At 46.1% G+C, this 26,337-nt stretch carries 24 protein-coding genes; 5 read left to right on the top strand and 19 right to left on the bottom strand.

Annotated features, from left to right (window positions below; genetic code table 11):
- Positions 1 to 29 precede the first annotated feature (29 nt).
- The 4 genes from pyrG to rlmD form a co-directional block, all read right to left on the bottom strand.
- Positions 30 to 1,670, bottom strand: coding sequence for a CTP synthase (gene pyrG, locus L4D78_RS05970; RefSeq protein WP_428466068.1), 1,641 nt, complete (start codon positions 1,668 to 1,670; stop codon positions 30 to 32).
- A 193-nt stretch (positions 1,671 to 1,863) separates the two neighbouring features.
- Positions 1,864 to 2,679 carry a nucleoside triphosphate pyrophosphohydrolase gene (gene mazG / locus L4D78_RS05965; protein ID WP_428466067.1) on the bottom strand — a complete coding sequence of 272 codons (816 nt, stop codon included), beginning with the start codon at positions 2,677 to 2,679 and terminating at the stop codon, positions 1,864 to 1,866.
- Positions 2,680 to 2,761: 82 nt separating this feature from the next.
- On the bottom strand, positions 2,762 to 4,993 hold the full coding sequence (gene relA / locus L4D78_RS05960) for a GTP diphosphokinase (protein WP_428466066.1): 2,232 nt from the start codon (positions 4,991 to 4,993) through the stop codon (positions 2,762 to 2,764).
- A 29-nt stretch (positions 4,994 to 5,022) separates the two neighbouring features.
- On the bottom strand, positions 5,023 to 6,339 hold the full coding sequence (gene rlmD / locus L4D78_RS05955) for a 23S rRNA (uracil(1939)-C(5))-methyltransferase RlmD (RefSeq protein WP_428466065.1): 1,317 nt from the start codon (positions 6,337 to 6,339) through the stop codon (positions 5,023 to 5,025).
- A 155-nt stretch (positions 6,340 to 6,494) separates the two neighbouring features.
- Here rlmD and barA point away from each other — a divergent pair, with 155 nt between their 5' ends.
- Positions 6,495 to 9,260, top strand: coding sequence for a two-component sensor histidine kinase BarA (gene barA, locus L4D78_RS05950; RefSeq protein WP_428466064.1), 2,766 nt, complete (start codon positions 6,495 to 6,497; stop codon positions 9,258 to 9,260).
- Between the two features lie 93 nt (positions 9,261 to 9,353).
- Here the strand turns inward: barA and acpS are convergent, their stop codons facing one another.
- The 11 genes from acpS to rpoE form a co-directional block, all read right to left on the bottom strand.
- Positions 9,354 to 9,734, bottom strand: coding sequence for a holo-ACP synthase (acpS, locus tag L4D78_RS05945; protein WP_428466063.1), 381 nt, complete (start codon positions 9,732 to 9,734; stop codon positions 9,354 to 9,356).
- Positions 9,734 to 10,465 carry a pyridoxine 5'-phosphate synthase gene (pdxJ, locus tag L4D78_RS05940; RefSeq protein ID WP_428466062.1) on the bottom strand — a complete coding sequence of 244 codons (732 nt, stop codon included), beginning with the start codon at positions 10,463 to 10,465 and terminating at the stop codon, positions 9,734 to 9,736. The genes acpS and pdxJ overlap by 1 nt, the downstream gene beginning before the upstream one ends.
- Positions 10,462 to 11,172 (bottom strand): DNA repair protein RecO, encoded by a 711-nt coding sequence (recO, locus tag L4D78_RS05935; protein WP_428466061.1) that lies wholly within the window; start codon positions 11,170 to 11,172, stop codon positions 10,462 to 10,464. Before recO ends, pdxJ begins: the two co-directional genes overlap by 4 nt.
- Positions 11,173 to 11,180: 8 nt before the next feature.
- On the bottom strand, positions 11,181 to 12,086 hold the full coding sequence (gene era / locus L4D78_RS05930) for a GTPase Era (protein WP_428466060.1): 906 nt from the start codon (positions 12,084 to 12,086) through the stop codon (positions 11,181 to 11,183).
- Complete coding sequence (rnc, locus tag L4D78_RS05925; RefSeq protein ID WP_428466059.1) at positions 12,083 to 12,757, bottom strand: ribonuclease III; 675 nt, start codon at positions 12,755 to 12,757, stop codon at positions 12,083 to 12,085. Before rnc ends, era begins: the two co-directional genes overlap by 4 nt.
- A 10-nt stretch (positions 12,758 to 12,767) precedes the next feature.
- Positions 12,768 to 13,667 (bottom strand): signal peptidase I, encoded by a 900-nt coding sequence (gene lepB / locus L4D78_RS05920; RefSeq protein WP_428466058.1) that lies wholly within the window; start codon positions 13,665 to 13,667, stop codon positions 12,768 to 12,770.
- Positions 13,668 to 13,801: 134 nt separating this feature from the next.
- The gene (gene lepA / locus L4D78_RS05915; RefSeq protein WP_428466057.1) at positions 13,802 to 15,598 is read right to left on the bottom strand and encodes a translation elongation factor 4; all 1,797 of its coding nucleotides are present in this window, start codon (positions 15,596 to 15,598) and stop codon (positions 13,802 to 13,804) included.
- A 76-nt stretch (positions 15,599 to 15,674) separates the two neighbouring features.
- Positions 15,675 to 16,172 (bottom strand): SoxR reducing system RseC family protein, encoded by a 498-nt coding sequence (locus L4D78_RS05910; RefSeq protein ID WP_428466056.1) that lies wholly within the window; start codon positions 16,170 to 16,172, stop codon positions 15,675 to 15,677.
- Entirely contained in the window at positions 16,169 to 17,146 is a 978-nt protein-coding gene (gene rseB, locus L4D78_RS05905) for a sigma-E factor regulatory protein RseB (RefSeq protein ID WP_428466055.1), read from the bottom strand. Before rseB ends, L4D78_RS05910 begins: the two co-directional genes overlap by 4 nt.
- A gap of 14 nt (positions 17,147 to 17,160) precedes the next feature.
- Positions 17,161 to 17,817, bottom strand: a complete 657-nt coding sequence (locus L4D78_RS05900) for an RseA family anti-sigma factor (RefSeq protein WP_428466054.1) — start codon at positions 17,815 to 17,817, stop codon at positions 17,161 to 17,163.
- A 23-nt stretch (positions 17,818 to 17,840) separates the two neighbouring features.
- Entirely contained in the window at positions 17,841 to 18,419 is a 579-nt protein-coding gene (rpoE, locus tag L4D78_RS05895) for an RNA polymerase sigma factor RpoE (RefSeq protein WP_428466053.1), read from the bottom strand.
- Positions 18,420 to 18,787: 368 nt separating this feature from the next.
- Here rpoE and nadB point away from each other — a divergent pair, with 368 nt between their 5' ends.
- A complete protein-coding gene (gene nadB / locus L4D78_RS05890) occupies positions 18,788 to 20,410 on the top strand; it encodes an L-aspartate oxidase (RefSeq protein WP_428466052.1) in 1,623 nt (540 codons plus the stop codon).
- A gap of 76 nt (positions 20,411 to 20,486) precedes the next feature.
- Here the strand turns inward: nadB and L4D78_RS05885 are convergent, their stop codons facing one another.
- The 4 genes from L4D78_RS05885 to L4D78_RS05870 form a co-directional block, all read right to left on the bottom strand.
- Positions 20,487 to 20,915 carry an arsenate reductase/protein-tyrosine-phosphatase family protein gene (locus L4D78_RS05885; protein ID WP_428458317.1) on the bottom strand — a complete coding sequence of 143 codons (429 nt, stop codon included), beginning with the start codon at positions 20,913 to 20,915 and terminating at the stop codon, positions 20,487 to 20,489.
- Between the two features lie 100 nt (positions 20,916 to 21,015).
- Entirely contained in the window at positions 21,016 to 22,845 is a 1,830-nt protein-coding gene (locus tag L4D78_RS05880) for a methyl-accepting chemotaxis protein (protein WP_428466051.1), read from the bottom strand.
- A gap of 126 nt (positions 22,846 to 22,971) precedes the next feature.
- Entirely contained in the window at positions 22,972 to 23,400 is a 429-nt protein-coding gene (locus tag L4D78_RS05875; RefSeq protein WP_428466050.1) for a protein YgfX, read from the bottom strand.
- A complete protein-coding gene (locus L4D78_RS05870; RefSeq protein WP_428466049.1) occupies positions 23,372 to 23,632 on the bottom strand; it encodes an FAD assembly factor SdhE in 261 nt (86 codons plus the stop codon). The genes L4D78_RS05875 and L4D78_RS05870 overlap by 29 nt, the downstream gene beginning before the upstream one ends.
- 260 nt (positions 23,633 to 23,892) lie before the next feature.
- Here L4D78_RS05870 and ygfZ point away from each other — a divergent pair, with 260 nt between their 5' ends.
- From ygfZ to L4D78_RS05855, 3 genes are read left to right on the top strand one after another with little or no spacing between them, the layout of a single operon-like run.
- Positions 23,893 to 24,873 (top strand): tRNA-modifying protein YgfZ, encoded by a 981-nt coding sequence (gene ygfZ, locus L4D78_RS05865; RefSeq protein WP_428466048.1) that lies wholly within the window; start codon positions 23,893 to 23,895, stop codon positions 24,871 to 24,873.
- A 3-nt stretch (positions 24,874 to 24,876) separates the two neighbouring features.
- Positions 24,877 to 25,338: an aminoacyl-tRNA deacylase gene (locus tag L4D78_RS05860; RefSeq protein WP_428466047.1), complete on the top strand. Its 462-nt coding sequence runs from the start codon at positions 24,877 to 24,879 to the stop codon at positions 25,336 to 25,338.
- A gap of 15 nt (positions 25,339 to 25,353) precedes the next feature.
- Positions 25,354 to 26,292, top strand: a complete 939-nt coding sequence (locus tag L4D78_RS05855; RefSeq protein ID WP_428466046.1) for a LysR family transcriptional regulator — start codon at positions 25,354 to 25,356, stop codon at positions 26,290 to 26,292.
- Positions 26,293 to 26,337 lie beyond the last annotated feature (45 nt).

Raw genomic sequence — 26,337 nt, 5'->3', positions numbered from 1 at the left:
GCCATCACTGCTACAGCTATCCGTAATCCTTACTTATTAAGCTCACCGCGCTGGTTGATGCCAGCAGCCTTCACGAAACCTTCAAATAAAGGGTGACCATCGCGAGGTGTCGAGGTGAACTCTGGGTGGAACTGAGCTGCCACAAACCATGGGTGGTTAGGGATCTCGATAATTTCCACCAATTTCTTATCTGCTGATAGACCAGAAATTTTCAGACCTGCTTTCTCTAATTGAGGAAGTAGGTTGTTGTTTACTTCATAACGGTGACGGTGACGCTCATGAATCGTTGGCTTACCGTATAATTCACGCGCTTTAGAACCATCAGCCAAGTGACATAGCTGAGAACCTAGACGCATTGTGCCGCCTAAATCTGATTTTTCAGTACGCTCTTCAACGTTACCTTCGCCATCAACCCACTCAGTGATCAAACCGACAACTGGGTGCTTAGTTTCAGCGTTAAACTCTGAAGAGTGTGCATCAGCTAAACCTGCAACATTACGTGCAAATTCAATCAGTGCCACCTGCATACCTAGACAAATACCTAGGTAAGGAATTTTGTTTTCACGAGCGTATTGTGCAGTCAGGATCTTACCTTCAACACCACGGCCGCCGAAACCACCAGGAACTAGGATTGCATCAAGGCCTTGAAGTGCTTCTTCACCTTTAGATTCAACATCCTGAGAGTCAACATACTTAATTTTCACAGACAGACGGTTTTTTAGGCCTGCGTGCTTCAATGCTTCGTTTACTGACTTATAAGCATCTGGCAGTTCGATGTACTTACCAACCATACCGATAACTACTTCGGCTGTTGGGTTTGCTTCTTCGTAGATTACTTGTTCCCACTCAGCCAAATCAGCGTCAGGCGCTGTAATGCCAAAGCGTTGACAAACAAGATCATCAAGGCCCTGAGCTTTAATTAGCTGTGGGATCTTGTAGATAGAATCTACGTCTTTCATTGAAATAACGGCTTTTTCCTGAACATTACAGAACAATGCGATTTTCGCACGCTCGTTAGCAGGAATATTACGGTCAGAACGACATACAAGGATGTCAGGCTGAATACCGATAGAAAGTAGTTCTTTCACAGAGTGCTGTGTTGGCTTCGTTTTCACTTCACCAGCAGCGGCTAGGTAAGGAACAAGTGTTAGGTGCATAAACATTGCACGCTCACGGCCTAGCTCAACAGCTAGCTGACGGATTGCTTCCATGAATGGTAGTGATTCGATATCACCTACCGTTCCGCCAACTTCAACAATAGCGACATCATGGCCTTCAGCACCAGCAATAACGCGCTCTTTGATTGCGTTAGTGATGTGTGGAATAACCTGAATAGTGGCACCAAGGTAGTCACCGCGACGCTCTTTACGAAGCACGTCCGCGTATACACGGCCTGCTGTAAAGTTATTGCGCTTAGTCATTTTGGTGCGGATGAAACGCTCATAGTGACCTAAATCAAGGTCAGTCTCTGCACCGTCTTCCGTAACGAATACTTCACCATGCTGAATCGGGCTCATTGTGCCTGGGTCAACGTTGATGTAAGGGTCTAGTTTCATCATGGTCACGTTAAGACCACGCGCTTCTAGAATGGCTGCCAGCGACGCTGCAGCAATACCTTTACCTAGTGAGGATACAACCCCGCCCGTAACAAAAATGTAATTCGTCGTCATGTTTTACCTGGAAGATTGGTATAGAGGATATAAAAAGTATCTGGACGGGAAATTAGTATACCAGACACACTTTATTGCCACAACGTGAAAACTATCACAGTCGGTTTGGTTTTTTTTTGTCTCAAATCAATTCAGCTCAACTAGATGACTATCAACAGTATTATTACTAACCAAGCAATGACATTTTATCTTGTTAATCTGCACTTTTCTTTTCCCTCAGTTTTACATCGTCCCAAATTCCATCTAATTGCTCTAATGTGCAGTCGTCGAGGCGCATCCCTTGTTCTAGCACAGTTTTTTCAACTTCGCGAAAGCGGCGCTCAAATTTTTTATTCGCACCTTGCAATGCCATCTCAGGTTTCACACTAAGGTGACGGCTAAAGTTGGCAACTGCAAACAGTAAGTCGCCCATTTCTTCTTCGATTCTGCCTTGTTCAGGTGACACTTGGATGACTTCTTCCAACACTTCGTCAATTTCTTCGCGTACTTTATCAACCACAGGCCCAAGCGTATCCCAATCAAAACCATGTTTAGCACAACGTTTTTGAATTTTATCTGCTCGTACCAATGCGGGCATAGCAAGGGGGATATTGGCAAGCACACTGCTATCTTGGGCTTTTCCCTCACGTTCTTTGGCCTTTTCAGCCTCCCAATTAGCGCTGATTTCAGCCTCGCTACTAGCCTGACTGTCACCAAAAACATGGGGGTGGCGACGGGTCAGCTTTTCATTCAAACCATTCACTACATCATCAAAATCAAACAGCCCCTGCTCTTTGCCTAGCTGGCAATAAAAAATAATTTGAAACAATAAATCACCCAGTTCTTCTCTCACATCGTCCCAATTTTGCTGATCAATCGCGTCAGCAACTTCATAGGCTTCTTCAAGCGTATGCGGCACAATCGAGGCAAAGCTCTGTTTACGATCCCATGGACAGCCTCGTTCTGGGTCGCGTAATGTGGCCATTATAGTCAGGAGCTGGTCAATCGCAGGTTGGGGAGCATTGTTCATAGTGATGATATCTTTTTTAAATTAGGAGTAAAAAAAACGGGTCGCCTAGGCTCCCCGTTTATTCATAAATTGATGCTTAACCTTAGTGCAGGCGTTTGGCTTCTGCCACGTCCCTCACCTGTTCAATGCGCTTAAGTACTTTACTCAGCACTTCTAAATCAGTGAGCTCTAACTCAAAGTCCATAATCGACATTTGTTTTTTATAGTCAATTCGGCTCTTCATTCCCGCTACTTTTACTTTTTCATTGGCCAGCGTACTGGTCAGCTCTTTGATCAGGCCATTTCGCTCAGAGGCCTTGACGCGTACCGTGATGTTGTAATTGCCCACAAAACCACCACCCCACACCGTGTCGATGATCCTTTCGGCAGCAACATGGCGTAATTCTTCCAATTGCTCACAGTCATTACGGTGAACCGAAATACCACGACCTTGGGTAACAAAACCCACAATGTCATCACCAGGAATAGGTTGGCAACAGCGGGCTAAATGCGTCATTAAATTATCAACCCCCTCAACAACAACAGCATCACGCTGAGGTTTTTTCGCACTGGTACTAATTTTGGTGCTAGCTTCAGTCAGTTTATCCAGTAACTGCTGGTCTTCCTCTTCCGCTGTTGGCTTATTCATTATGGTATTAATGTGATTAACCACTTGGTTAATACGTAAATCACCACTACCAATACCAACAAATAACTCATCTAAATTTTTAGCATTGAAGCGCTTTAGTGCATACACTTCTGCATCTTTCAACTTGGCGCCGATTTTATTCAGTTCAAGCTCTAAAATTTCACGTCCTGCCACCATGTTTTTATCATGGGCTTGCTTACGGAACCATGCATGAACTTTGGCTCTTGCTCGACCAGAAGTCACAAAGCCTAAATTAGGGTTTAACCAATCGCGGGATGGATTGGCTTCTTTCTGAGTGATGATTTCAACTTGCTCACCCATCTGTAAGTGGTAAGTAAATGGCACGATACGGCCTTCAACTTTGGCACCGATACAGCGGTGCCCAACTTCAGAGTGAATATGGTAAGCAAAATCGAGAGGGGTGGCATTTAAAGGTAAATCGACAACATCCCCTTTCGGGGTAAATGCATAGACGCGATCATCAAACACCTGACTACGAAGCTCATCGAGCATTTCGCCAGAATCCGACATTTCTTCCTGCCAAGCCAGTAGTTTACGTAGCCAGTTTATCTTCTCATCATACGATGATTTTGCCCCACTCGACGATGCACCTTCTTTATATTTCCAGTGCGCAGCCACACCTAACTCAGACTCTTCATGCATTTGCTTAGTACGGATCTGAATTTCAATCGTACGCCCTTCCGGCCCTAATACGACAGTATGGATTGATTGGTAGCCATTCGGTTTTGGGTTCGCGACATAATCATCAAATTCTTTTGGAAGATGACGGTATTTAGTATGCACAACACCTAAAGCTGCATAACAATCTTGTAGCTGATCAGCAATAATACGCACTGCACGCACATCGAATAGCTCGTCAAACTCTAAGCTTTTCTTCTGCATTTTTCGCCAAATGCTATAAATATGCTTAGGTCGACCGTGCACTTCGGCTTTGATGTGCGATGCCTTCATCGAATCTGCCAAGTCTGTCACGAAGTGATCGATATAGTGCTCACGGTCGATTCGACGCTCAGACAATTGTTTGGCGATTTGTTTGTATGTATCAGAGTGGTTATAGCGAAAAGCGTAATCTTCAATTTCCCACTTCAGCTGACCAATGCCAAGCCGGTTAGCCAACGGCGCATAGATATTCGCACACTCTTTTGCAGCCGCACGGCGCACTGCATCGGGCTCATCTTTGACTTCTCGTAGATTGCAAATCCGCTCGGCAAGCTTGATCACCACACAGCGGAAATCATCAACCATCGACAATAACATACGGCGGATATTATCCACCTGAGCAGACTGTTCTGCACCTTCAGTCGTGGCGTTCAACTGACCAATTGCGGCCATTTGAGAAACGCCTTCGACCATCTGTAAAATCGTGCCGTTATAATCTTCTTTTAGCTGCTCTGGTTGGTAGACCCCAGCCTCTAGCAACGGGAACAATAACGCTGCAATCAGCGTATCTTTATCCATGCTTAGAGTAACTAGGATCTCCACCATCTCGCGGCCACGCCATAGCAGTAATGACGCGGACTCTTCCTCTGATGTCAATTCGATACATCGCTGGTAGGTTTTCTTTAAGCGATTAGACACCTTGGCGTCTTGATGCAAACTCTCAATCCAAGATGAAAGCTCAAATGTATCGTTTTCCTTTAAATGCGCACCGCGAACTGCGACCATGTCTCTATCCTGTTTCTTCTGTAATGGCGCTACAACTTGGTAAACAAAGCCATAGACTCCAAGTGCCCAGTATGAGGGAACATATCCATCATCCCAAGCTGCTCCAACTGATAACCTTGTTTCAATAATAACTGGCTGTCTCTCGCGAGAGTCGCAGGGTTACATGAAACATAAACAACCCGCTCTGGGTTCAAATTAACAACATGCTGCATCACACCGGCAGCTCCAGCCCTTGCTGGGTCGAGCAGAATTTTATTGAATTTTTCTTGTGCCCAAGCCATTGCCGTCACATCATCTTCCAAATTAGCCTGAAAGAACATTGCATTGCTTAACTGGTTGTTTTTGGCGTTTTCACTAGCACGATGCACCATCTCATCAATACCTTCAACACCGACCAGCGCATTTGCTTGCTTTGCGAGCGGTAAACTGAAGTTACCTAAACCACAAAACAAATCAAGTACTCGATCCTGCGGCTGAATATCAAGCCAGTCAATCGCTTGTGCAACCATTTGCTGGTTAACATCACGGTTAACTTGAATAAAATCTTTTGGTGAGAAAGATAACGTCAGATCAGATAGCGCGTAATAAGGCGTTTCTCCTGACACGTTTTCAACCACATCAGCGCTCGGTGCGAGGTACAACATTAACTGATGATCTTCAGAGAACTGACGGAGTAACGTCATATCTTGGTCAGAAAATGGCTGTAAATGACGAATTAAGACCACCCGACCATTATCTGCTTCGACTAATTCAACATGACCGAGGTGTTTTTTGGCTTTGAGTTGTGACAATACCTGGCGCAACGCTGGCAGTAATGCATTTAATGATTCTGCCAAAACAGGACAAGACTCTACATCGACAATTTCTTTGCTCTGCTTTTTACGAAAACCAATTTTCAATTTGCCACCAACAAGCATCACGGCAAAGCGCGCACAACGGCGATATTGCCAAGGCTTGCTCACAATCGGCGCAGCTTGTTCAATTTCATCCGTTTTCGCAAAYTTACTCATCAGCTCAGTCAATGCTTGCTGCTTGGCTTCCACTTGGCCTTGGTGAGACAAATGCTGCAAGTTACAACCACCACACTGGTCATAGATTGGACAATGCGGTTTAATACGCGCTTGGCTATCGGTCAAACGTTTAATGACTTTGGCACGCGCGTATTGCTTTTTGTCTTCCGTGAGTTGAACCACGGCACTTTCACCCGGTAACACACCATCAACAAATACCGATTTCTTGTTGATATGGCCAATACCAGCACCAAGGTGATCCAGCCGTGAAATGGTGATTTCTTTGTGTTTGGTATCGGTTAACTTTCGTTTCTGAGGCTTAAAAAAACGTGCCATATTGTTTGACCCACGGAGCAGATTGTCCAAACTAAGTGATATAATCAGTAGTTTGGTATTAGTTGATTGTCGAATAGCCCTAGTTTCATTAAGCTAACGGCCATAAATGGACGACAATTCTCCCACAGAATCGCATTCTTGTAATTAAGAGAACCATGACCAAATATGGACTTCGTGCCAGGGTCTTCACCCTGACATTAGCACCAACGCTGATTATTGGCCTATTATTAAGTGCCTTTTTTACCATGAGTCGCTATCGTGATCTTGAACACCAGCTGATCTCAACGGGTGCCAGCATCATCGAACCCCTCGCGATTTCAACAGAATATGGCATGACGGATAAAAATCGAGAGGCTGTTCGCCGACTCATCAGTTACGCCCATCGGAAGCATTCCCAAATTGTTCGCAGTATTGCCGTGTTCAATACGGGCAATGAGCTCTTCGTAACCTCTAATTTCCATCGTAACTTCGAAGCTCTGATGTACCCCGACGATCAGCCCATTCCCTTATTGTTGGAAACTCGACTCGAAGAAAACTCTTTGATCCTTCGCGCGCCCATACTAAAGGAAGGCCAGTTCAATAATCCGTCCTATCCTGGCTATCAGGCTGAAGTATTAGGTTACATTGCCTTAGAACTCGATTTAAGTGCCTTGCGCTTACAGCAATACCAAGAAGTCTTCACCGCACTGATGGTATTGCTACTCGGCCTGACCCTCTCTTCATTGTTTGCCTATCGATTAATGAAAGATGTGACTCGTCCCATTTCACATATGGTGAGCGTGGTTGACCGAATTCGGCGGGGTCATCTTGATGTGCGAATTGAAGGGCAATTGCTGGGTGAACTGGATACGCTAAAAAATGGTATCAATGCGATGGCGATTTCGTTATCTGAATACCATATCGAGATGCAACAGAGTATCGATCAGGCCACATCAGACTTGAGAGAGACGCTGGAACAGCTAGAAATCCAGAATGTTGAATTAGACATCGCTAAAAAACGGGCGCAAGAAGCCGCGCGAGTGAAATCTGAATTTTTGGCCAATATGTCACACGAGCTACGTACCCCACTTAACGGGGTGATCGGCTTCACCCGTCAAATGCTAAAAACTCGCCTGAGTAGCAGCCAACAGGATTACCTTCAGACCATCGAGAAGTCGGCCAATAATCTACTGACCATTATTAATGATATTCTCGATTTCTCGAAACTTGAAGCAGGTAAGCTCCTGCTTGAGAATATCCCATTCGACTTTACAGAATCACTCGATGAAGTGATGAAGTTACTTGCAACCAGCGCCCACGAAAAAGGATTAGAGTTAACCCTAAAGGTTGATAGCCGAATTCCAACGGGTTTAATCGGTGATCCACTGCGTATACAACAGGTACTCACCAACCTCATTGGTAACGCGGTGAAATTTACTGAGCGCGGTAACATTGATGTATCAGTTGAGCTTAAAACCGATAAAGATGAGAACCTCGACTTACAGTTTATGGTCCGTGATACGGGGATCGGCATTTCCGAACGCCAACAAGCACAGTTATTCCAAGCCTTTAGTCAAGCCGATGCCAGTATTTCGCGCCGTTATGGTGGTACTGGCCTAGGTCTGGTTATCACCCAGAAATTGGTTTCGCAAATGGGGGGGGAGATCAGCCTAACCAGCCGCTTACATCAGGGCTCAACGTTCTGGTTTAGCTTACGTCTAAACAAAACTGATTTACCAGTATCGCAGCCCATTGATACCCATTCGTTACTCAATAAAAAATTACTGCTTATTGAACCCAACATGCAGGCCGCTTCGGTGATCCAACAACGCTTGATCCGTGCGGGGATCCATGTGACCTACCGTTCGACCATGCCTGACGATGCTGAACATCATGATTTTGCCATGCTTAATCTAGCACCAGGCGAGCAACCTCCTCTTGCAACCCTGCTCGATCAAGTATTCAAGGCCGAGCAGCTCAGTGATAAAGTGCTGGTTTGTCTACCAACAACCGAACTCGCCTTATCAGAGCGTCTGCTGAATGCCGGTGTAAGTGCCTGCTTACCAAAGCCGCTTGGGCATCGTAGGCTGCTTGAAACATTGGCCAATGAGCCTGAGCTACTGAGTGAACCTGAACCACTTCCGATGACAATAAGTGCGCCAACAATTCAGCCACTCACCGTCATGGCCGTCGATGATAACCCGGCAAACCTTAAACTGATCTCAGCTTTGCTCAGTGAGCGGGTTGAAACCGTTATCACCGCAACGGGTGGTCGAAAAGCCGTTGAATACGCCCATCAAAAAGCCTTTGATTTAATTTTTATGGATATTCAAATGCCTGAGATGGACGGCGTTACAGCTTGCCAAGAAATCCATAAAACCAAGCTAAACCACACAACACCTGTTATTGCTGTTACTGCTCATGCCATGGCAGGGGAGCGAGAAAGACTGATCAATGCAGGAATGGATGATTACCTCACCAAGCCGATTGAAGAGCATATCCTCCAACAGATCCTTGGTAAGTGGACTCATCCTAATGATGGTACTAGCAGCGTGGTTATCGAGGCGATACCAGAAACTGAAATATCTCCCCCAGCAGCCAACAGTAATATCAGTTGGGACTGGGAGTTAGCCCTTAAACAGGCGGCGGGTAAAGAAGAACTCGCCAAAGATATGCTGCAAATGTTGTTAGATTTCATGCCCGAAGTCGAAATGCTGGTTAATGAAGCGCTGGATGGTAAAGACATTGAACTCTGGCCACCTATTCACAAACTGCATGGCAGCTGTGCTTACAGTGGTGTCCCGCGTTTGAAAAATTTGTGTCATACCATTGAATCGGAGCTTAAAGCCGGGGCAAGCCAAGATGATATTGAACCAGAACTCTATGAGTTGATTGATGAAATGAACAATGTCGTCAAAGCCTCGAAAGCCTATCGCCACTAACGGGGCATTAGCCAACTAAGACACAAAAAAGCGAGAGCATAAAGCCCTCGCTTTTTTCATTTAGCAACATGTATAAGATACTACCGCTAGATATTAACTTTCAAGAATCACTGTTGCGACGGCATAGCGTTTCTCGTCTGCAATGGTCAAGTGAACATGATTCACCCCCATTGCTTTCGCAAGCTCAGCCGCCTTACCCGACAACGTTAGAATAGGCTTACCCTGCTCGTTATTGGTCACAGTAAAATCGTGCAATGTCACCCCACGGGCAATGCCAGTGCCTATCGCTTTAGAGCCCGCTTCTTTGACTGCAAACCGCTTAGCCAAATATTGCGCTTGATGCTTCAGGGTTTGGAATGTTGCATATTCAGGGGCCGATAAAATTCGCTTTGCGAACGCTTCACCCGAACGAGCATACGCTTTCTCAACCCGCTCAATATCAGCAATATCAGTTCCTAAACCAAGGATGGCCATTAGCGAGGTACAGCCTGCATTTCCGCTTTCATGTCAGCAACCGCTTTATTCAAACCATCAAACATTGCGCGACCCATAATTGAGTGGCCAATGTTCAACTCATATAATTCAGGTAACGCAGCAATTGGCTTAACATTATGATAGGTAAGACCATGCCCTGCGTTCACCTTAATACCTTTGTCATCAGCATAGCTTGCCGCCGCAGCAATTTTTTTCAGTTCGTCTTGCTGCTCTTCTTCGGTTGCAGCATCAGCATAATGGCCAGTGTGCAATTCAATGAATGGGGCGCCACAAGCAACGGCTGCATCAATTTGGGTACGATCAGCATCAATGAACAGTGAGACTTTAATGCCAGCAGCTGTCAATGTACTCGTCGCGGCTTTCACCTTCTCAAGTTGACCTGCCACATCAAGGCCACCTTCTGTTGTTAGCTCTTCACGTTTTTCTGGCACCAAACAAACAAACTCTGGCTTCGTTTCTAGCGCAATTTTCACCATCTCATCTGTCACGGCCATTTCTAAGTTCATACGCGTCTGAATGGTTTCACGTAAGATACGGACATCGCGATCAGTAATATGACGGCGATCTTCTCGTAGGTGAATAGTGATGCCATCTGCCCCTGCTCGCTCTGCCACTTCAGCCGCATGTACCGGATCAGGATAGCGTGTGCCACGGGCATTACGAAGAGTAGCAATGTGATCGATATTCACGCCAAGTAAGATGTTGTTCATTTTCCGGTACTCCTTCCTCGAGGGATAAACAATTCCCTGCTTTTTAATGGTTTGCCGCCAAGATACGGCTTAAGCGCTATACGTGTAAAACGTTTTGCTGCCCGAAGCTGATCAGGCGTTTCAAAACGGCGAGCAGCAATAGACTTTAATTGCTCCCCTGTAAAAGTCAGGTGCCCGACTTTCATTGAGGCAATAAAGCCTTGCTGCTCACGATAGTTATACGTCATCGTATCATCAACGGGTAGGCCACTGCCTGCGCAGTGAAGAAAATCAATGCCATACCCTAAATGTTGTAAGAGAGCCAATTCAAAACGCCGTAACGCTGGCTCTGGATTATCCGCTTGGGCAAGCTCACGCAGCACATTCAAATAATCCAGAAACAGCACAGGGTAAGGGGTGTTGGTTTCAAGTACCCGCGCGACAAGTTCATTTACATACATCGCAGAGTACAAAATATAGCTGCGCATGGGCAAGCCAATACTGATGGGTTCGGCATGAGTCAGGACAGGCATAGAGCCTCGACCAGACCATTTCATAAAGAGAGGAGTAAAAGGCTGGAGTGCGCCTTTAAGATTGGAGCGCTTACGACGCGCTCCTTTCGATAGCAGTGTGATACGGCCTGCGTCCTCGCTAAATACATCAAGGATCAGGCTCGTCTCACTATAGTGACGAGTATGGAGGACAAAACAACGCTGAAGCCCTTCCATAACAAGTCTTATAAGTCGTCAGTATAGCCTAGGCTACGGAGTGCACGTTCATCGTCAGCCCAGCCAGACTTCACTTTTACCCATAGTTCAAGGTAGACCTTACGCTCAAACAAGTCTTCCATGTCGATACGTGCTTCACGGCCAATGACTTTCATCTTCTCGCCATTTTTGCCGATCACCATTTTCTTCTGGCCTTTGCGCTCAACCATGATCAAACCATTGATATCAAAACCATTGGTTCGCGGGTTAAAATCAAAACGCTCGATTTCAACCGTAACGGAATATGGCAGCTCATCACCGAGGAAGCGCATTAGCTTCTCACGAATAATTTCAGAGGCCATAAAACGCTGAGAGCGGTCAGTCACATACTCTTCAGGGAAGTAGTACTCACCTTCTGGTATGTGCTCACGAACGATCTTTTCAACCACATCAATATTGGTACCTTTCTTTGCAGACACAGGTACCACATCAACAAACTTCATCTTTTCAGACAAGTGCTGAAGGTGCGGGAAAAGCTCATTTTTGTCTTTGACGTTATCGACTTTATTCACGAGAAGTACTGTCGGAAGCTCACTTTTCATCAGCTTGTTCAGAACCATTTCATCGTCAGCAGTCCATAACGTACCGTCAACCAAGAACAATACTAATTCAACATCGGTTAATGAACTGCTTGCCGCACGGTTCATTAAACGGTTGATAGTACGTTTTTCTTCGATGTGAAGACCTGGGGTATCCACATAAACGGCTTGATAACCATCACGGGTATCAACACCCATAATACGGTGACGTGTTGTTTGTGGCTTACGAGAGGTAATCGAAAGCTTCTGACCCACTAAACGATTAAGAAGCGTTGATTTACCTACGTTTGGCCGGCCTACAATGGCAATAAAGCCGCAATGTTGCTTATCTGTCATGATTCCAACTGCTTAAGCGCAATTTCTGCTGCTGCCTGCTCTGCCTTGCGCCGACTGCCGCCTTTACCGATAACAGGCTTATCCAAGCCTGTCACTTCACACTGCACAGTAAATTCTTGATTATGTGCTTCGCCGTGTACCTTAGTTACAGTATACGCTGGTAACGGTAAACGGCGCCCTTGCAGGCATTCCTGCAAACGTGTCTTAGGATCTTTCTGGTTAATACCCGGCTCAATCGTATCAAGACGAGACTGGTACCAACTTAGTACGATACCTCGTACTACTTCAATATCGCTGTCTAGATAGACGGCGCCAATAATGGCTTCCACACAGTCAGCCAAAATTGAGTCACGACGGAAGCCGCCACTCTTTAGCTCACCAGGGCCAAGCAGTAGGTGATCACCAAGCTCAAATTCACGGCCAAGCTCAGCCAATGTTTTGCCGCGCACTAATGTTGCACGCATACGGCTCATATCACCTTCGTCTACCGTTGGAAAACGGTGGTAAAGGTCATCAGCAATCACGACGCTTAGAATTGAATCGCCTAAAAATTCAAGACGCTCATTGTGTGTGCCGTTAGCGCTACGGTGTGTCAGCGCTAACGTCATCAAATCTATATTGTTAAATTTATAGCCCAGCTTACGCTGAAGTCTATTTGCAGGAGTGGTCATTTTGTCCCGATCAGTTTATGCCACCGATGCGGCTAAAGCGCACATCAGTAGGGATCCAAGATGGAAGTGCACTGTCAGCACCTCGTTCAAACTCAAAGCTGATCCAGATCCCGACCGCTTTACCCACTAGGTTTGCTTCAGGAACGAAGCCCCAGTAACGGCTATCTGCACTGTTGTCGCGGTTATCACCCATAACGAAATACTGCCCTTCAGGTACAACCCACTCGCTGATACCAGGACGAGGCTGGTAAGACAGAGTGCGATCGCGCTTAAGCGGATGAACTAAGATCTGGTGTTCTTGTTCGCCAAGTTTTTCATTAAATTGAACTAAACGTGTCATACCTTCAGTAAATTCACTGTCGGTCATATCTGTTAGCGGCACTGACACACATTCAGATGCCCCCTTTTGTGCCACACATAATTGCTTGTGCGCACTGTAGCGAACAGTATCGCCAGGCATACCAACAACACGCTTGATATAGTCAATTTGAGGTTGAGGCGGAAATTTAAAGACCACAACATCACCACGTTCTGGTTTACCTGTTTCAATCATCTGGTGACGGAATACAGGGTCTTTCAAACCATAGGTGAATTTCTCAACCAGGATGAAGTCACCGACTAGCAATGTCGGCATCATCGAACCGGATGGGATCTGGAACGGCTCATAAATAAATGAGCGAAATACCATAATAAGCGCGATCACCGGAAACATTGAACTGGTTGATTCGACCCAGCTCGGTTGCGGTGCCACGGCTTGTAGGGTTTCAGCATCTACTTGACCGCCAGCATTTGCCGCCGCTGCTTCAATTTTTAATTGACGTTTTGGCGCCCAGACAAATCTATCCAGTGCCCAAATGATCCCTGTGACCAGTGTAGCCAAAACAAGGATTAGCGAAAAAGTATTAGCCATCATATTCCCTACTAAATATAACAATGCAGCAAGGAAGCCTTACTGCATTGTTCGTTCCCTTTAACCAACTAACTAAATCATTGAAGCAATGCTATTGAGTTAGTAGCGAGCTAAGGTAATGAGTAAACACATTATTATTTATCTTTGCCTACATGCAAAATTGCTAAGAATGCTTCCTGAGGCAGCTCGACATTACCGATCTGCTTCATACGCTTCTTACCTTCTTTCTGCTTCTGCAGGAGTTTCTTCTTACGACTGATATCACCGCCGTAACACTTAGCGATTACGTTTTTACGTAACTGCTTCACTGTTGCACGGGCAATGATCATACCGCCAATGGCAGCCTGAATCGCAATGTCGAACATCTGACGAGGAATGAATTCTTTCATCTTGTCGACTAAATCACGACCACGGCCATTTGCGTTGTCTTTGTGTGTGATGATCGCTAGCGCATCAACACGCTCGCCATTAATCATTACATCAACACGTACCATGTTTGATGGTTCGTAACGCTGGAAGTTGTAATCTAACGATGCATAACCGCGAGACGTTGACTTCAAACGGTCGAAGAAATCAAGAACCACTTCCGACATCGGAATATCATAAGTTAGCGCCACTTGATTACCGTGGTAAACCATATCAGCTTGCACGCCACGTTTTTCAATACACAAGGTAATAACATTACCAAGGTATTCAGACGGTACAAGAATGTTACAACGCGCTATCGGCTCACCGATAGTGTCGATGTCGTTTACCGCAGGTAGCTTCGATGGACTATCAACCAATAGTGTTTCACCGCGTGTTGTTTCAACTTGGTAAACTACGGTTGGTGCCGTCGTAATCAGAGCAAGATCGTATTCACGCTCTAAACGCTCTTGAATGATTTCCATGTGCAGCATGCCAAGGAAGCCACAACGGAAACCAAAACCAAGTGCAGATGAACTCTCTGGTTCATAGAATAGAGAAGCATCGTTCAGGCTTAGTTTACCTAGCGCATCACGGAAGTTCTCGTAGTCATCTGAAGAAACAGGGAATAAGCCTGCATAAACCTGAGGTTTCACTTTCTGGAAACCAGGCAACGCTTCTTCACAGCCATCTTTCGCTAGCGTGATAGTATCACCAACAGGTGCACCTAGAATGTCTTTAATACCACATACAACCCAACCTACTTCGCCAGTGTTTAGCTCCGTCGTGTCGATTTGTTTTGGTGTAAAGATACCAAGGCGATCAATACCCCATACCTGACCCGTGCTCATCATTTTGATTTTAGCGTTTTTCTTCAGTGAGCCATTCTTAACTCGAACCAAAGAAACAATGCCTAAATAATTATCAAACCATGAGTCAATGATCAGTGCCTGAAGTGGCGCATCTGGGTCACCTTCCGGAGCAGGAATAGCTGCTACGATGTTCTCTAGAACAGCATCAACACCTAGACCTGTTTTCGCTGAACAACGAGTCGCTTCCAGCGCATCGATACCAACGATATCTTCAATTTCTTCAGCTACACGCTCAGGATCAGCAGCTGGCAGGTCAATCTTATTCAAGATTGGCACAACTTCCAGATCCATTTCCATGGCGGTGTAACAGTTTGCTAGTGTTTGAGCTTCTACGCCCTGACCAGCATCGACCACCAGCAATGCACCTTCACAGGCTGCAAGTGAACGCGAAACTTCGTATGAGAAGTCAACGTGTCCAGGGGTGTCGATAAAGTTTAATTGGTAGGTTTCACCGTCTTTCGCTGTATAGTCCAGCGTGACACTCTGTGCTTTGATGGTGATACCGCGTTCGCGTTCAAGATCCATGGAATCCAAAACCTGAGCAGCCATTTCACGATCGGAAAGGCCACCACAGACTTGAATCAAGCGGTCGGATAGGGTCGACTTACCATGGTCGATATGTGCAATAATCGAAAAATTACGAATGTGCTTCATGAATTGACGTGACTAACTCGTGATTAAATGAATGGGATCTAGCGATCAAGTTGACGGATTCTACCGAATTTCGCCGCTAGTCGCTATCTTTCGATGCGCCATTTATCACTTGATCTGCCGAAATAGGGTTACCGAGTACTCGAACAAGGCTTGGTTTATATGCCAAGCGCCCTTCTAAACGCGCAGCTAGGTTGCGCGCAAGCAATAATCCTGCCGCCCCACTGATGAGTGCGGTAAGAATGACGCCAAGCTCACTACCACCAGAAAGGCTGACAAACCACCACTGTCCAAGTACAGCACCCAACACTAAGAATAGCAAAGGCAGCAAATAAACCAGCATTGCCGAATGCAACATACTGCGTTCTGACAAGCCGATCTCAACAACATCCCCCACCTGGGCTCTGGTTTTGGTATCAAGTTTCACTAGGTGGCTGCGACCAGGAATCGCCTTTGTCACAATCCCTGTACCGCAACTGCTTTGCGCTGCGCAGCTCCCACATGTTGTTTGCTGCTGACAGCTGACGGTAAGCTCATTCTTGCCTACCGTCACCACTGTCGCTAAAGAGCGCATCATTGCCCTGCGCCCTCAGGCGAAATGGCAAACACCACTGACTCTGCAACTCGTCGTGCGGTTGCTGGGGGAATATCACCAACGACGGTCACTTCTTTGTCTTTTAGCATATAGCTATGTAATGTTCGTCGCCCTTGGCGAACAAGCTGCTCTCGCACAGTAAAGTTGTCAGCTGTCGAGACGTAAATAGAGAAGCTAAACAGGCCATCGCTGAACATTTTGCTTTCAACGGGTCGCTCGGTCATCATTAATCGATGCCGGTTTCGAGAGACTGATTCAAACCCTTGTGGTAGCCAATTCACCTGCCAGTTTAAATCAGCCTGAGGCTGTGGAGGCAGCTGGACAACCGCTGGCAGTTCGACATCCTGCAGACTTTGAAGCACTTCACCGACTTTAGGGTTGATAACATAAGATACAGCACGGTACTGCTCAAGCGGCTCTCCGTCTCTATCAAGCAAATCAGCACGCATCACCAGCTTGCTACGCATATCAATCCACAGAAGGTACGAGTAACGCGCACCATCTTTCGGTGCTATCCGCACAACATCACATGCCACACCCGCTTCACGTGCCCGTCCCATTGGAATGAAATCGTAATAGTCCGCCAATTCATCAATGTCGGTTTTCATAATAGGCGGCAACGGCGCGACCATTTTATTGCTATCAATGGTAAAGGGGTCGAGACCCGGCTCAAAGTAGCTCACTTCATTGCCGCGTTGAATGACTTCTCGAGGAGGACCACTAAGATAAACGAGGTGTGCGAACGTTTCACCATTTTCAATTGCATGGCGATAACGTAAGGGTTCAATACTATTTTTTTTGATTAGGATGTACGACAGCTCATAGCTGAGCTCGCGGCTAGCCTTACCCATTTGATGCAACAAAGCCTCGGCGGAAGGTGTCGATTCTTCAGCAGAGGCTTGCAATGGCATCGCAAGGCTGACTAGTGTCATCACACCAACCAGAATTTTCTTCATTTAACAGCCATTGTCTAATTTACGTCAAGCATTGTACGATCGATAGTACCATCTTCAGCATTCAATCGTAATTGCAGCTCATAATCTTGAAGCATCGCGTTAATACGGCGTCGTTGCTCCATGACCTGTTCTTCACTTGGCGCTGCTGCGTGGCGATTAACGGAGTCACGCGTCAAACTCACTGGCTCTGCGGTACCGGAAAATGGAATAGTTTCCAACACTGGCAGTTGACCACTGGTTGCAATTGCTGCGCCATCATCAGCACCGTTGTACTGTTGAACACCAACGATTACCGCTAAAGAGACGCAAGCTGCCGTAGCAACCTGTCCAAATTGAGTTAACCAAGCTGGCATTGTTCGCTTAGCTTGTTGCGGTGTTGGTTGCGCTTCAACACGTTCTTCACGTGCTGCCGCAATGTGTACAACAGTGGCAGGCTCTTCTATCGAGTTCGTCAAACCAGTATGAGCTGGTTCATCTTCCAGTGCCAGTGCTACCTTTGCCGCAATGTCCCAATCCTTGTTTTGCGGTGCATCCCCGCGCATCACATCACCAATAAGGTTGAAGTTCTGCCACGTTTGCTGACTGTCATCATCGACAGCCAATGCATTTACAATGCTCTGATCCAGCTCTTCGCCATCTAATAATGCCGAAATTTTTTCTCTATCAGCCATCTTCTTCACCGTTTGGCTTAACACTATCGCTGTATAAGAGGACGAATTCGTTTTTCGACCGCCTCTCGCGCACGGAATATACGAGATCTCACTGTACCGACCGGACACCCCATGATTTCAGCAATATCTTCATAACTTAAGCCTTCTAGCTCTCGTAACGTAATCGCAGTTTTCAGGTCTTCCGGTAATGTATCTATGGTACTAAAGACAACCCGTCTTAATTCTTCTGACAACATTTGGTTCTCAGGGTTCGAAATTTCTTTCAGCGCATTACTACTTTCATAGTATTCAGCCTCTTCAGCATCAACATCTGATGCTGGTGGGCGTCGCCCCTGTGCAACCAAATAGTTTTTTGCCGTATTCACGGCAATACGGTACAGCCATGTATAAAACGCGCTTTCCCCACGGAAAGTCGGTAATGCCCGATACGCTTTAATAAATGCTTCTTGAGCGACATCCGGTACATCGCCAGAGTTACTGACATATCTTGCTACCAAGTTACATACCTTGTTCTGGTACTTCACCACCAGCAAGTTAAATGCCTGCTTGTCTCCTCGCTGTACCCGCTCGATTAATACCTGATCAGTTTGCTGCTCGCTCATTCGAGCGTGTACTCCTATGTCTATTGCTCTTGCCATTTTTATTCGCTTTAGTCGTATGCTTAACGGGCTACCTGAAGCACTTTGTTATCTGCATCATACAAACATAGTCGGTTAATGCTCAACTAAAACAATATGATAAAAAGTGTATGAGCGTGAGCATTATTTAAGACCCGAGCACAATGGCAAAGTTCCCTAAAGTAAAAAATTATTTCTTACTAATAGTGCGCGATTTCTCTTCGCTTATAAAGCAAAATTAAGGGTTGCATTATAACGCGTTAGATTGGTTTTTTGTGTATATCCAGTCAAAAATGAACAAATCGAACGGAATTTGGTAACATTAGGTGATTACCACAGGGATATGAATCAAAATGAACGAAAATCGTGAACATCAGTGTGATGTACTTGTCGTTGGTAGTGGTGCAGCTGGCCTATCGTTAGCACTTCGGTTAGCGCCATTAGGAAAGGTCGTTGTGTTGAGCAAAGGACCCCGTAGTGAAGGCGCTACGTATTATGCTCAAGGCGGTATTGCGGCGGTCTTCGACGAATCAGACAGTATCGATTCCCACGTAGAAGATACCCAAATTGCAGGGGCTCACTTATGCGATGAGGATGTTGTTCGCTTCATCGCAGAAAATGCCAAGCATTGTGTGCAATGGCTCATTGACGGCGGTGTACCATTTGACCAAGAAGAAAGTCATGGTGATGAAGCACCTCGCTACCACCTTACTCGCGAAGGTGGCCACAGCCACCGCCGAATTCTTCATGCTGCAGATGCCACAGGCATGGCAGTCCAAAACTCCCTGCAAGACAATGTTCACAACCACCCTAATATTGAAGTGCTAGAGCGCCACAATGCGCTGGATTTAATCACTTACCAAAAACTTGGGATCACCGATAAACCCAATCGTGTTCTGGGTGCTTATATCTGGAACCGTAACCAAGAAGTGGTTGAAACCGTACGCGCTAAATTCGTTGTTCTTGCAACGGGGGGCGCGTCAAAAGTCTACCAATACACGTCAAACCCCGATGTTTCTTCTGGTGATGGTATTGCCATGGCATGGCGAGCAGGGTGTCGAGTTGCAAACCTTGAGTTCAATCAGTTCCATCCAACTTGCCTATTCCATCCCGATGCGCGCAACTTCTTACTAACTGAAGCCCTGCGTGGTGAAGGCGCCTATTTGCGCCGGCCTGACGGCAGTCGCTTTATGAAAGATTTTGATGAGCGCGGCGAACTGGCACCTCGAGATGTGGTAGCCCGTGCTATCGACTTTGAGATGAAACGCCTTGGTGCAGACTGCATGTATCTGGATATTAGCCATAAGCCTGCAGACTTTGTCATGAAGCACTTCCCGACTATTTATGAGAAGTTGCAAGGATTTGGTATTGATATAACCAAAGAGCCGATTCCAATTGTACCAGCCGCTCACTATACCTGTGGGGGTGTCATGGTCGATAAAGCGGGTAGTACTGATTTACCTGGGCTATATGCCATTGGTGAAGTTAGCTATACCGGTTTGCATGGTGCTAACCGTATGGCATCAAACTCACTACTGGAATGTGTCGTTTATGCATGGGCGGCAGCACAAAGCATCGAACAGCAACTCGATGATGTCGCGATCCCCGATACGATCCCTAACTGGGATGAAAGCCAAGTTAGCTGCTCAGATGAAGAAGTGGTGATTCAACATAACTGGCATGAATTACGTCTGTTTATGTGGGATTACGTTGGTATTGTGCGCACAACTAAACGTCTAGAGCGTGCAATGCGCCGTATTCAGTTACTGCAAGATGAAACCCATGAGTACTACAGCAACTTCAAGGTTTCAAATAACCTGCTGGAGTTACGTAACCTACTCCAAGTTGCCGAGTTGATGGTGCGAAGCGCACTCGCACGCAAAGAGAGCTTAGGGCTGCATTACACTCTTGACCACCCAGAGCAATCTGATAACGAGGTCGAACCAACCATTTTAACGCCTGATCAGCCTTGCTAACATTTTGTTTGCGTAAATAAAAAAGCGAGTCGGTTTCCGTCTCGCTTTTTATTTTTCGTTCATTATCCGTGTGCTGTTAAAGCTTTTTCGCCCACGCCTTCGCCGATTCATCAATTAACGCATAGGCATGGTCAAACGCTTCACGGCTTTGGCGGTGTGGATCGGGAATGTCTTTCTGACCAATCCACTGACCAAATAACATGGTTTTTCCACGTGCTTCTGCCGCAATATTGGTTACCGCTTCAATGTGACCTTTTTCCATCACTAAAATCAAATCATAGTCACGGCAAATGTCACTGGTTAGTTGACGAGCTACGTGGCCGTCCAAGCTAACACCGTGCTCTTCTGCGACCAATGCCGACGTTTTATCTGCCGATTTACCGACAACAGCAGCAACACCAGCAGAAGCAATTTCTTTATTTGGCAATAAACTCTTAAGCAGGTACTCACCAGCCGGTGAGCGACAGATGTTACCAACACAAACAACCAAAATTTTATTGAACATTATTTTTCCTTAACCCGCTCAATCCCCAACAGTATGACGATTAGGGAATATCAAACTCTTAACCCGCCTGATGTTATTTTCCCATAACCGCCACCAGATTTTAAACTTTATATTCAGAAATAGCCCTCGCCAATCCTTGAGCTTGCTTTGCGACATCATCAGCGACTAGTGCATTGTCATGGGCAACGTGAGAGTTTTGGCTGGTAATATCACGTATTGCTGCGACATTTTGCCCGATCTCATCAGATACTTGACTCTGCTGTTCAACAGCCGTGGCTATTTGGGTACTGGTATCCATAATTTGCTGCATATCGGCCATGATTTGATTGATCTTCTGCTCAGCGCTATCAGCTTGATCAACACTCACATTACCGAGCTCTTGGCATCGTCCTATATGCTCAACCACTTCACTCGTTTGCTGTTGTAGCGAGCCAATTATGGTGGTTATTTCTTCTGTCGACTGTCGCGTTCGTAGCGCTAAAGAGCGCACCTCATCTGCCACAACCGCAAACCCTCGACCTTGCTCTCCGGCACGAGCGGCTTCAATTGCGGCATTCAAGGCCAGTAAATTGGTCTGCTCTGCAATGCCTTTGATCACATCTAGCACTGAACCTATATTCTCAGACAGGCTAGAAAGACTGGCGACCTCATCACTGGTTTGTGATAAATCATCAGATAATGCTTTTATCCGAACTTTGGTTGCAATAACTTCACTTAGCCCTTCTTTTGCCCCTTGATAGCTATTATCTGCATTACCCGCAGCATGCTCAGTATTCATCGCAATTTCACGAATAGTGACCCCCATTTCAGTCACCGATGTCGCCACTGAATCGGTCTCACCCTGCTGGTTTTTTAGGGCATGCTCTGAATCAATACTACGCTGTTGTAACTGTGCCGATGCCGGCCCCAACTGCTCTACGGCAAGCTGCACATTCGCGACCAAACCACTCAGACTATTTAATAAATAATTAAAGTGTTCAGCCATCGCAGACAGTTCATCATTACCGTTCTGATCTGCCCGCTGTGTGAGATCATGATCGCGGGCGATGGTGCTCATCAATACGCTTAAATCAGATAAACGGGTCTGGATGGTACGGCTGATCCACCACGATACGGACAGTAAACTTATGATGACAATGCTTACAGCAATCATAATTTGCCATATCGTGCTTTGCTTATCATTGGCGGCGGTTTCTTCTAGCTTTTGTTTTAAGATAACAAAAGCCGCTTCAACTTGATGGGACTGGTTACGGATTTCACCCCGCAGTCCGTCCTGATGGCTTAATCCAGTAATGTGCATCTGTGCCAATAAGCGATCTATTGATGTCGTGTAATCTTGAAAATCAGCCCCAAAATGACGCTGTAATAACGGGCTTAATTCTTGTTGTAAGGTTTGATAATATTTCGCTCGTTCATTATCACTATCAAGCACTAAAATCTTAGCGGCTTGTACCAAGCGATACACTTCGTCAAGATCCTGACCTTGCTCACTAGCCTGTAAAATTAATGCCTCAGAAGAGGCAAAAAAATCATGCTGTAATCCTAATTCTGGTGATAAGCCCTGCACTTGATAGGCGTCAATTAACGCCAGCATACCCGATTGGTAAGCAGCCATTTTATTAGGCAACCCACCCATTTCAGGCAACCTAATCCCTAAATCCGATAAGAGTTGATTAAGTTGATCTTGACGCTGTTGGTAGTCGCGATAATTACCTTCGAATGCATCTTGGTATTTAAGATCCATCCTCATCAAAAAATCTTTTTCATTGCGCCGTAAATTGAGCAATGACACTTCCATTTCACTCACAGTGATAAGTGCTTGATTGACTTTTATAACCCTATCGCTGGCAAACCACCCCAAAGATAAAACCACAATCAATGAAGCAACCGCGAATAAACTAAGCCCTTGCAGCTTATATTTAATTTTCATGAGCGAGACCCTTAGCTCGAAATAACAAACCGCTGCAATTTATCACTATCAGCCCCAGATCCCTTAGGAATATGTGTACTACATGAGTGAATTCTTATTAAGAGGGTAAATAGAAGGCTACAACGGTCATTCATGACAGATCGATGCGCTATGGTGGCAATACAAAGCAAGGCTACGATAAGCGCTTTGATCACAGCTATCGGGAGAAACTATCATCCACTGGTGCGTGTCTTTATTAGTTAAACGCATCAATAATACCCAACGGGTTCGGATTTTGGCTTGATCCAAACGCCACATATCCCCTTGCCAACGGATATCGCCTTGAGGTTCGATCACCATTCGTCCTTGGGCTCGACAATAACTCACGGCTAGCCGCCAATATTCATGACATAACAGCCACATCCCCCCTAGCGCGAGAGGTAAGGGCACAACTTGATAAAACACAGAGAAGAGAAGAAGGAGAGCCGCACTGACATATAGGCAAGCCAATGCGGTTAATAGGTAATTCGACGGGACGAGTATTATATCAGCGTAGTTTGCTGTTGTTGTGGGCAACGATTTTATCCACCATTGCCGCATGTGCAGGATTTTCACTGCGGCCATGCTGCATCATCCAAGTAAACAAATCAGGATCATCGCACGTCAGCAAGGAAATAAAATCCTGCTGCTCTTGATCTGATAGTTCATCAAAGCACTCTTCAAAGAATGGCATCACAAGGACATCTAGTTCCAACATGCCGCGGCGACATGCCCACTTTACTCGTGCTTTTTCATCTGCACTCAACATTTTACAACCTCAAACCGGTTACTGGCCGTTAACAATGGCGTCCATACTAGCAGTCAGATATGCAGCCGACCATGCGCCAGAGCAAGCAAACCACCAAGTTGAGACCTAGGATCAATAATCTCGATGATTATCTGACCTAATCTATCAAGTATTAGGGCTGACAAAACGGCCTTCTCGCTTTAACATAGTCATATATTCACTTTCACCTAGCCCGTCAGATTGTGCACTGTCTGACCGCTACTTCGACATCATGGATACCTATGAGCAATTGGTCTGAAGCTTTGAATTTTTCCCCTATTTCCCTATCACCGGAAGATAGCCTGCCAGAACTGGCATGCGTTGATCTGTCGAGCTGGGGACTGGTTACCTTAATTGGTGACGATAAGAAGTCTTACCTACAAGGTCAGGTTACGTGTGATGTAGTGACGCTTTCTGCAGAACAATCCACACTCGGCGCCCATTGTGATGCAAAAGGCAAAATGCGTACGGTATTTCGCTTATTTCACCATAATGATGGCTATGGCTTATTTCAGCGCCAGAGCATTATGGCGACCCAGCTACCAGAGCTAAAGAAGTATGCTGTTTTTTCTAAAGTCGACATTGAGCAAAGTACCGATATTTTATTAGGCCTAACAGGCTTAGCTGCACAACAAAATGTTGATGCACTTTTCGGTGGCGACGGTGATGTGCGCGTCATTGATGGCGGCACCGCAGTTAAAATAGACCAACAACGCTGGTTGCTGGCGTTGACTGCCGAGCAGGCAACAGCGGTTGTGGGCAAGTTAAGCGATAACGCAGTGCTGTGTGATGATAGCTTGTGGGATCTCTATGATATTCAAGCGGCGCAGCCTCGTGTTGATGCGGCTACTGAGCTTGAATTTATTCCACAAGCAATGAACCTGCAGGCTGTCGATGGGATCAGTTTCAAGAAAGGGTGCTATACCGGCCAAGAAACTGTTGCACGCGCCAAATACCGTGGTATCAACAAGCGTGCCATGTACATCGTCACAGGTCCTGCTGAGGAATGCCCAAAATCGGGTGATGCATTAGAACGTAGCGTGGGTGAAAACTGGCGTAAAGGCGGCAGTATTATCGCAGGTTATCAGTACAACGACGGTACTGCGGTTGCGTTAGTTGGGCTACCTAACGATCTTGATGACGGCACTGAATTCCGCCTGAATGGCCAAGCCGCTACATGGCAACAACTGCCACTGCCATACTCACTAGTAGACAACGACTAAGCGATGAATACTCCTGTTACCTCTTACCTCCAAGAGGAAGGCGTGGAATACCGCCTTCTTCCCCATACCCAACCAGCCAAAACGGTCGAAGAGGCGGCACGTGAGCGCGGCGTCGATCCTCAGCAAATGGTGAAATCTATTTTGCTGCGAGATATGGGTGGATTTCACGTCTTAGCGTGTGTACCAGGCCCTGCACAAGTTGATCCAAAAAAAGTCAGGGCAATGTTTGGCTGTAGCCGTATGACATGTGCCGATGCTAGTGATGTTGAGAAAGTGACGGGGTTGGTCATTGGCACTGTTGCACCCATTGGCCTTAAACGGCCTTTACCGGTCATTTTTGATCACCAAATCACTAAGCACCAACGAGTGAATATCAGCAGTGGCGACCGCATGGCAGGTATTGAACTTGAAACGGATGATTTGCTGATTCTGTGTGATCCGATGTTGGCCGATATTTGCCGATAACCTCAGAGAAGAACGATGAGTAATATTAACTGGCGTGGTGTTGATCTGAATTTGCTCATCGCCTTTTCTGCCTTAATGGAAACACGCAGTGTCACCAAGGCTGCCGCAAAACTATCGATTGGCCAATCAGCCATGAGCCATAACCTATCACGGCTACGGGCACTGATTGATGATCCGCTGTTTGAGCGTCACGGCCATCAAATGATCGCCACCGACAAAGCTATTGAGCTTGCGCCTGTGGTTGAACAAATTTTGCAGCTGGTTACCAACGAAATCTTGCAGCCTGATGATTTTTCACCGCGTTCCTATCAGGGCAGCTTTCGTATTGGCCTAACCGACTATGCCGAATTACTGTTTGCTCCCACATTATTCGATGCTATCCGTCAGGCCGCCCCTCATTGCCAGTTGAGCTTTTGCAATATTGACCGGAACAACTATCAGCAAGCGGTGGAAACACAGAAAATCGATTTAGTGATTGGCTCAATGGCCGATTTACCTCGGGAATTCGAGAGCCAATACCTGTACACAGAAGATCATGTCTGTTTATTTGATGCAAATGCAACAGGGCTATCGTCTCCCATAGATTTAGCCCATTACATACAGACACCGCAGGCATTGGTAACCCCTGATGGTAAGCTAGCGGGTAACGTTGATAACCAACTTCAACAACAAGGTTTTCAACGTCACGTCGCCGTCGGATCAAGTAACTTTATGACCATTCGCCATCTGCTTACTGGGCGTAATTTACTGTGTGTCGTCTCGACGCTAATGGCCAAGCTGGATGTATTTAATGACAACCTCAGTCAATGTCGCCCACCCGTAAACATTCCTGATTTTGATATCAATATGCTGTGGCTAAAACGCAATACTAACCACCCCCGGCTGGAATGGTTACGACAGTGTGTACATGATGCAATTACAGCAAGGGTTAATGAACTGCGCCAGTTAGGATGAATTAACGATGGCTACTATCGTCGATAAAGAAGCCATTATGTAGGG

Source organism: Photobacterium minamisatsumaniensis (assembly GCF_050336695.1).
Lineage (GTDB): Bacteria > Pseudomonadota > Gammaproteobacteria > Enterobacterales > Vibrionaceae > Photobacterium > Photobacterium minamisatsumaniensis.
The sequence above is the reverse complement of the archived record's forward strand: the minus strand, read 5'-3'. Positions and strand labels throughout refer to the sequence as shown.

Excerpts from the sequence above, each read along its gene's own strand:
- pyrG (WP_428466068.1), bottom strand. The coding sequence starts at position 1,670 with ATGACGACGAATTACATTTTTGTTACGGGCGGGGTTGTATCCTCACTA.
- mazG (WP_428466067.1), bottom strand. The coding sequence starts at position 2,679 with ATGAACAATGCTCCCCAACCTGCGATTGACCAGCTCCTGACTATAATG.
- relA (WP_428466066.1), bottom strand. The coding sequence starts at position 4,993 with ATGGTCGCAGTTCGCGGTGCGCATTTAAAGGAAAACGATACATTTGAG.
- barA (WP_428466064.1), top strand. The coding sequence starts at position 6,495 with ATGACCAAATATGGACTTCGTGCCAGGGTCTTCACCCTGACATTAGCA.
- acpS (WP_428466063.1), bottom strand. The coding sequence starts at position 9,734 with ATGGCCATCCTTGGTTTAGGAACTGATATTGCTGATATTGAGCGGGTT.
- pdxJ (WP_428466062.1), bottom strand. The coding sequence starts at position 10,465 with ATGAACAACATCTTACTTGGCGTGAATATCGATCACATTGCTACTCTT.
- recO (WP_428466061.1), bottom strand. The coding sequence starts at position 11,172 with ATGGAAGGGCTTCAGCGTTGTTTTGTCCTCCATACTCGTCACTATAGT.
- era (WP_428466060.1), bottom strand. The coding sequence starts at position 12,086 with ATGACAGATAAGCAACATTGCGGCTTTATTGCCATTGTAGGCCGGCCA.
- rnc (WP_428466059.1), bottom strand. The coding sequence starts at position 12,757 with ATGACCACTCCTGCAAATAGACTTCAGCGTAAGCTGGGCTATAAATTT.
- lepB (WP_428466058.1), bottom strand. The coding sequence starts at position 13,667 with ATGGCTAATACTTTTTCGCTAATCCTTGTTTTGGCTACACTGGTCACA.
- lepA (WP_428466057.1), bottom strand. The coding sequence starts at position 15,598 with ATGAAGCACATTCGTAATTTTTCGATTATTGCACATATCGACCATGGT.
- L4D78_RS05910 (WP_428466056.1), bottom strand. The coding sequence starts at position 16,172 with ATGATGCGCTCTTTAGCGACAGTGGTGACGGTAGGCAAGAATGAGCTT.
- rseB (WP_428466055.1), bottom strand. The coding sequence starts at position 17,146 with ATGAAGAAAATTCTGGTTGGTGTGATGACACTAGTCAGCCTTGCGATG.
- L4D78_RS05900 (WP_428466054.1), bottom strand. The coding sequence starts at position 17,817 with ATGGCTGATAGAGAAAAAATTTCGGCATTATTAGATGGCGAAGAGCTG.
- rpoE (WP_428466053.1), bottom strand. The coding sequence starts at position 18,419 with ATGAGCGAGCAGCAAACTGATCAGGTATTAATCGAGCGGGTACAGCGA.
- nadB (WP_428466052.1), top strand. The coding sequence starts at position 18,788 with ATGAACGAAAATCGTGAACATCAGTGTGATGTACTTGTCGTTGGTAGT.
- L4D78_RS05885 (WP_428458317.1), bottom strand. The coding sequence starts at position 20,915 with ATGTTCAATAAAATTTTGGTTGTTTGTGTTGGTAACATCTGTCGCTCA.
- L4D78_RS05880 (WP_428466051.1), bottom strand. The coding sequence starts at position 22,845 with ATGAAAATTAAATATAAGCTGCAAGGGCTTAGTTTATTCGCGGTTGCT.
- L4D78_RS05870 (WP_428466049.1), bottom strand. The coding sequence starts at position 23,632 with ATGTTGAGTGCAGATGAAAAAGCACGAGTAAAGTGGGCATGTCGCCGC.
- ygfZ (WP_428466048.1), top strand. The coding sequence starts at position 23,893 with ATGAGCAATTGGTCTGAAGCTTTGAATTTTTCCCCTATTTCCCTATCA.
- L4D78_RS05860 (WP_428466047.1), top strand. The coding sequence starts at position 24,877 with ATGAATACTCCTGTTACCTCTTACCTCCAAGAGGAAGGCGTGGAATAC.
- L4D78_RS05855 (WP_428466046.1), top strand. The coding sequence starts at position 25,354 with ATGAGTAATATTAACTGGCGTGGTGTTGATCTGAATTTGCTCATCGCC.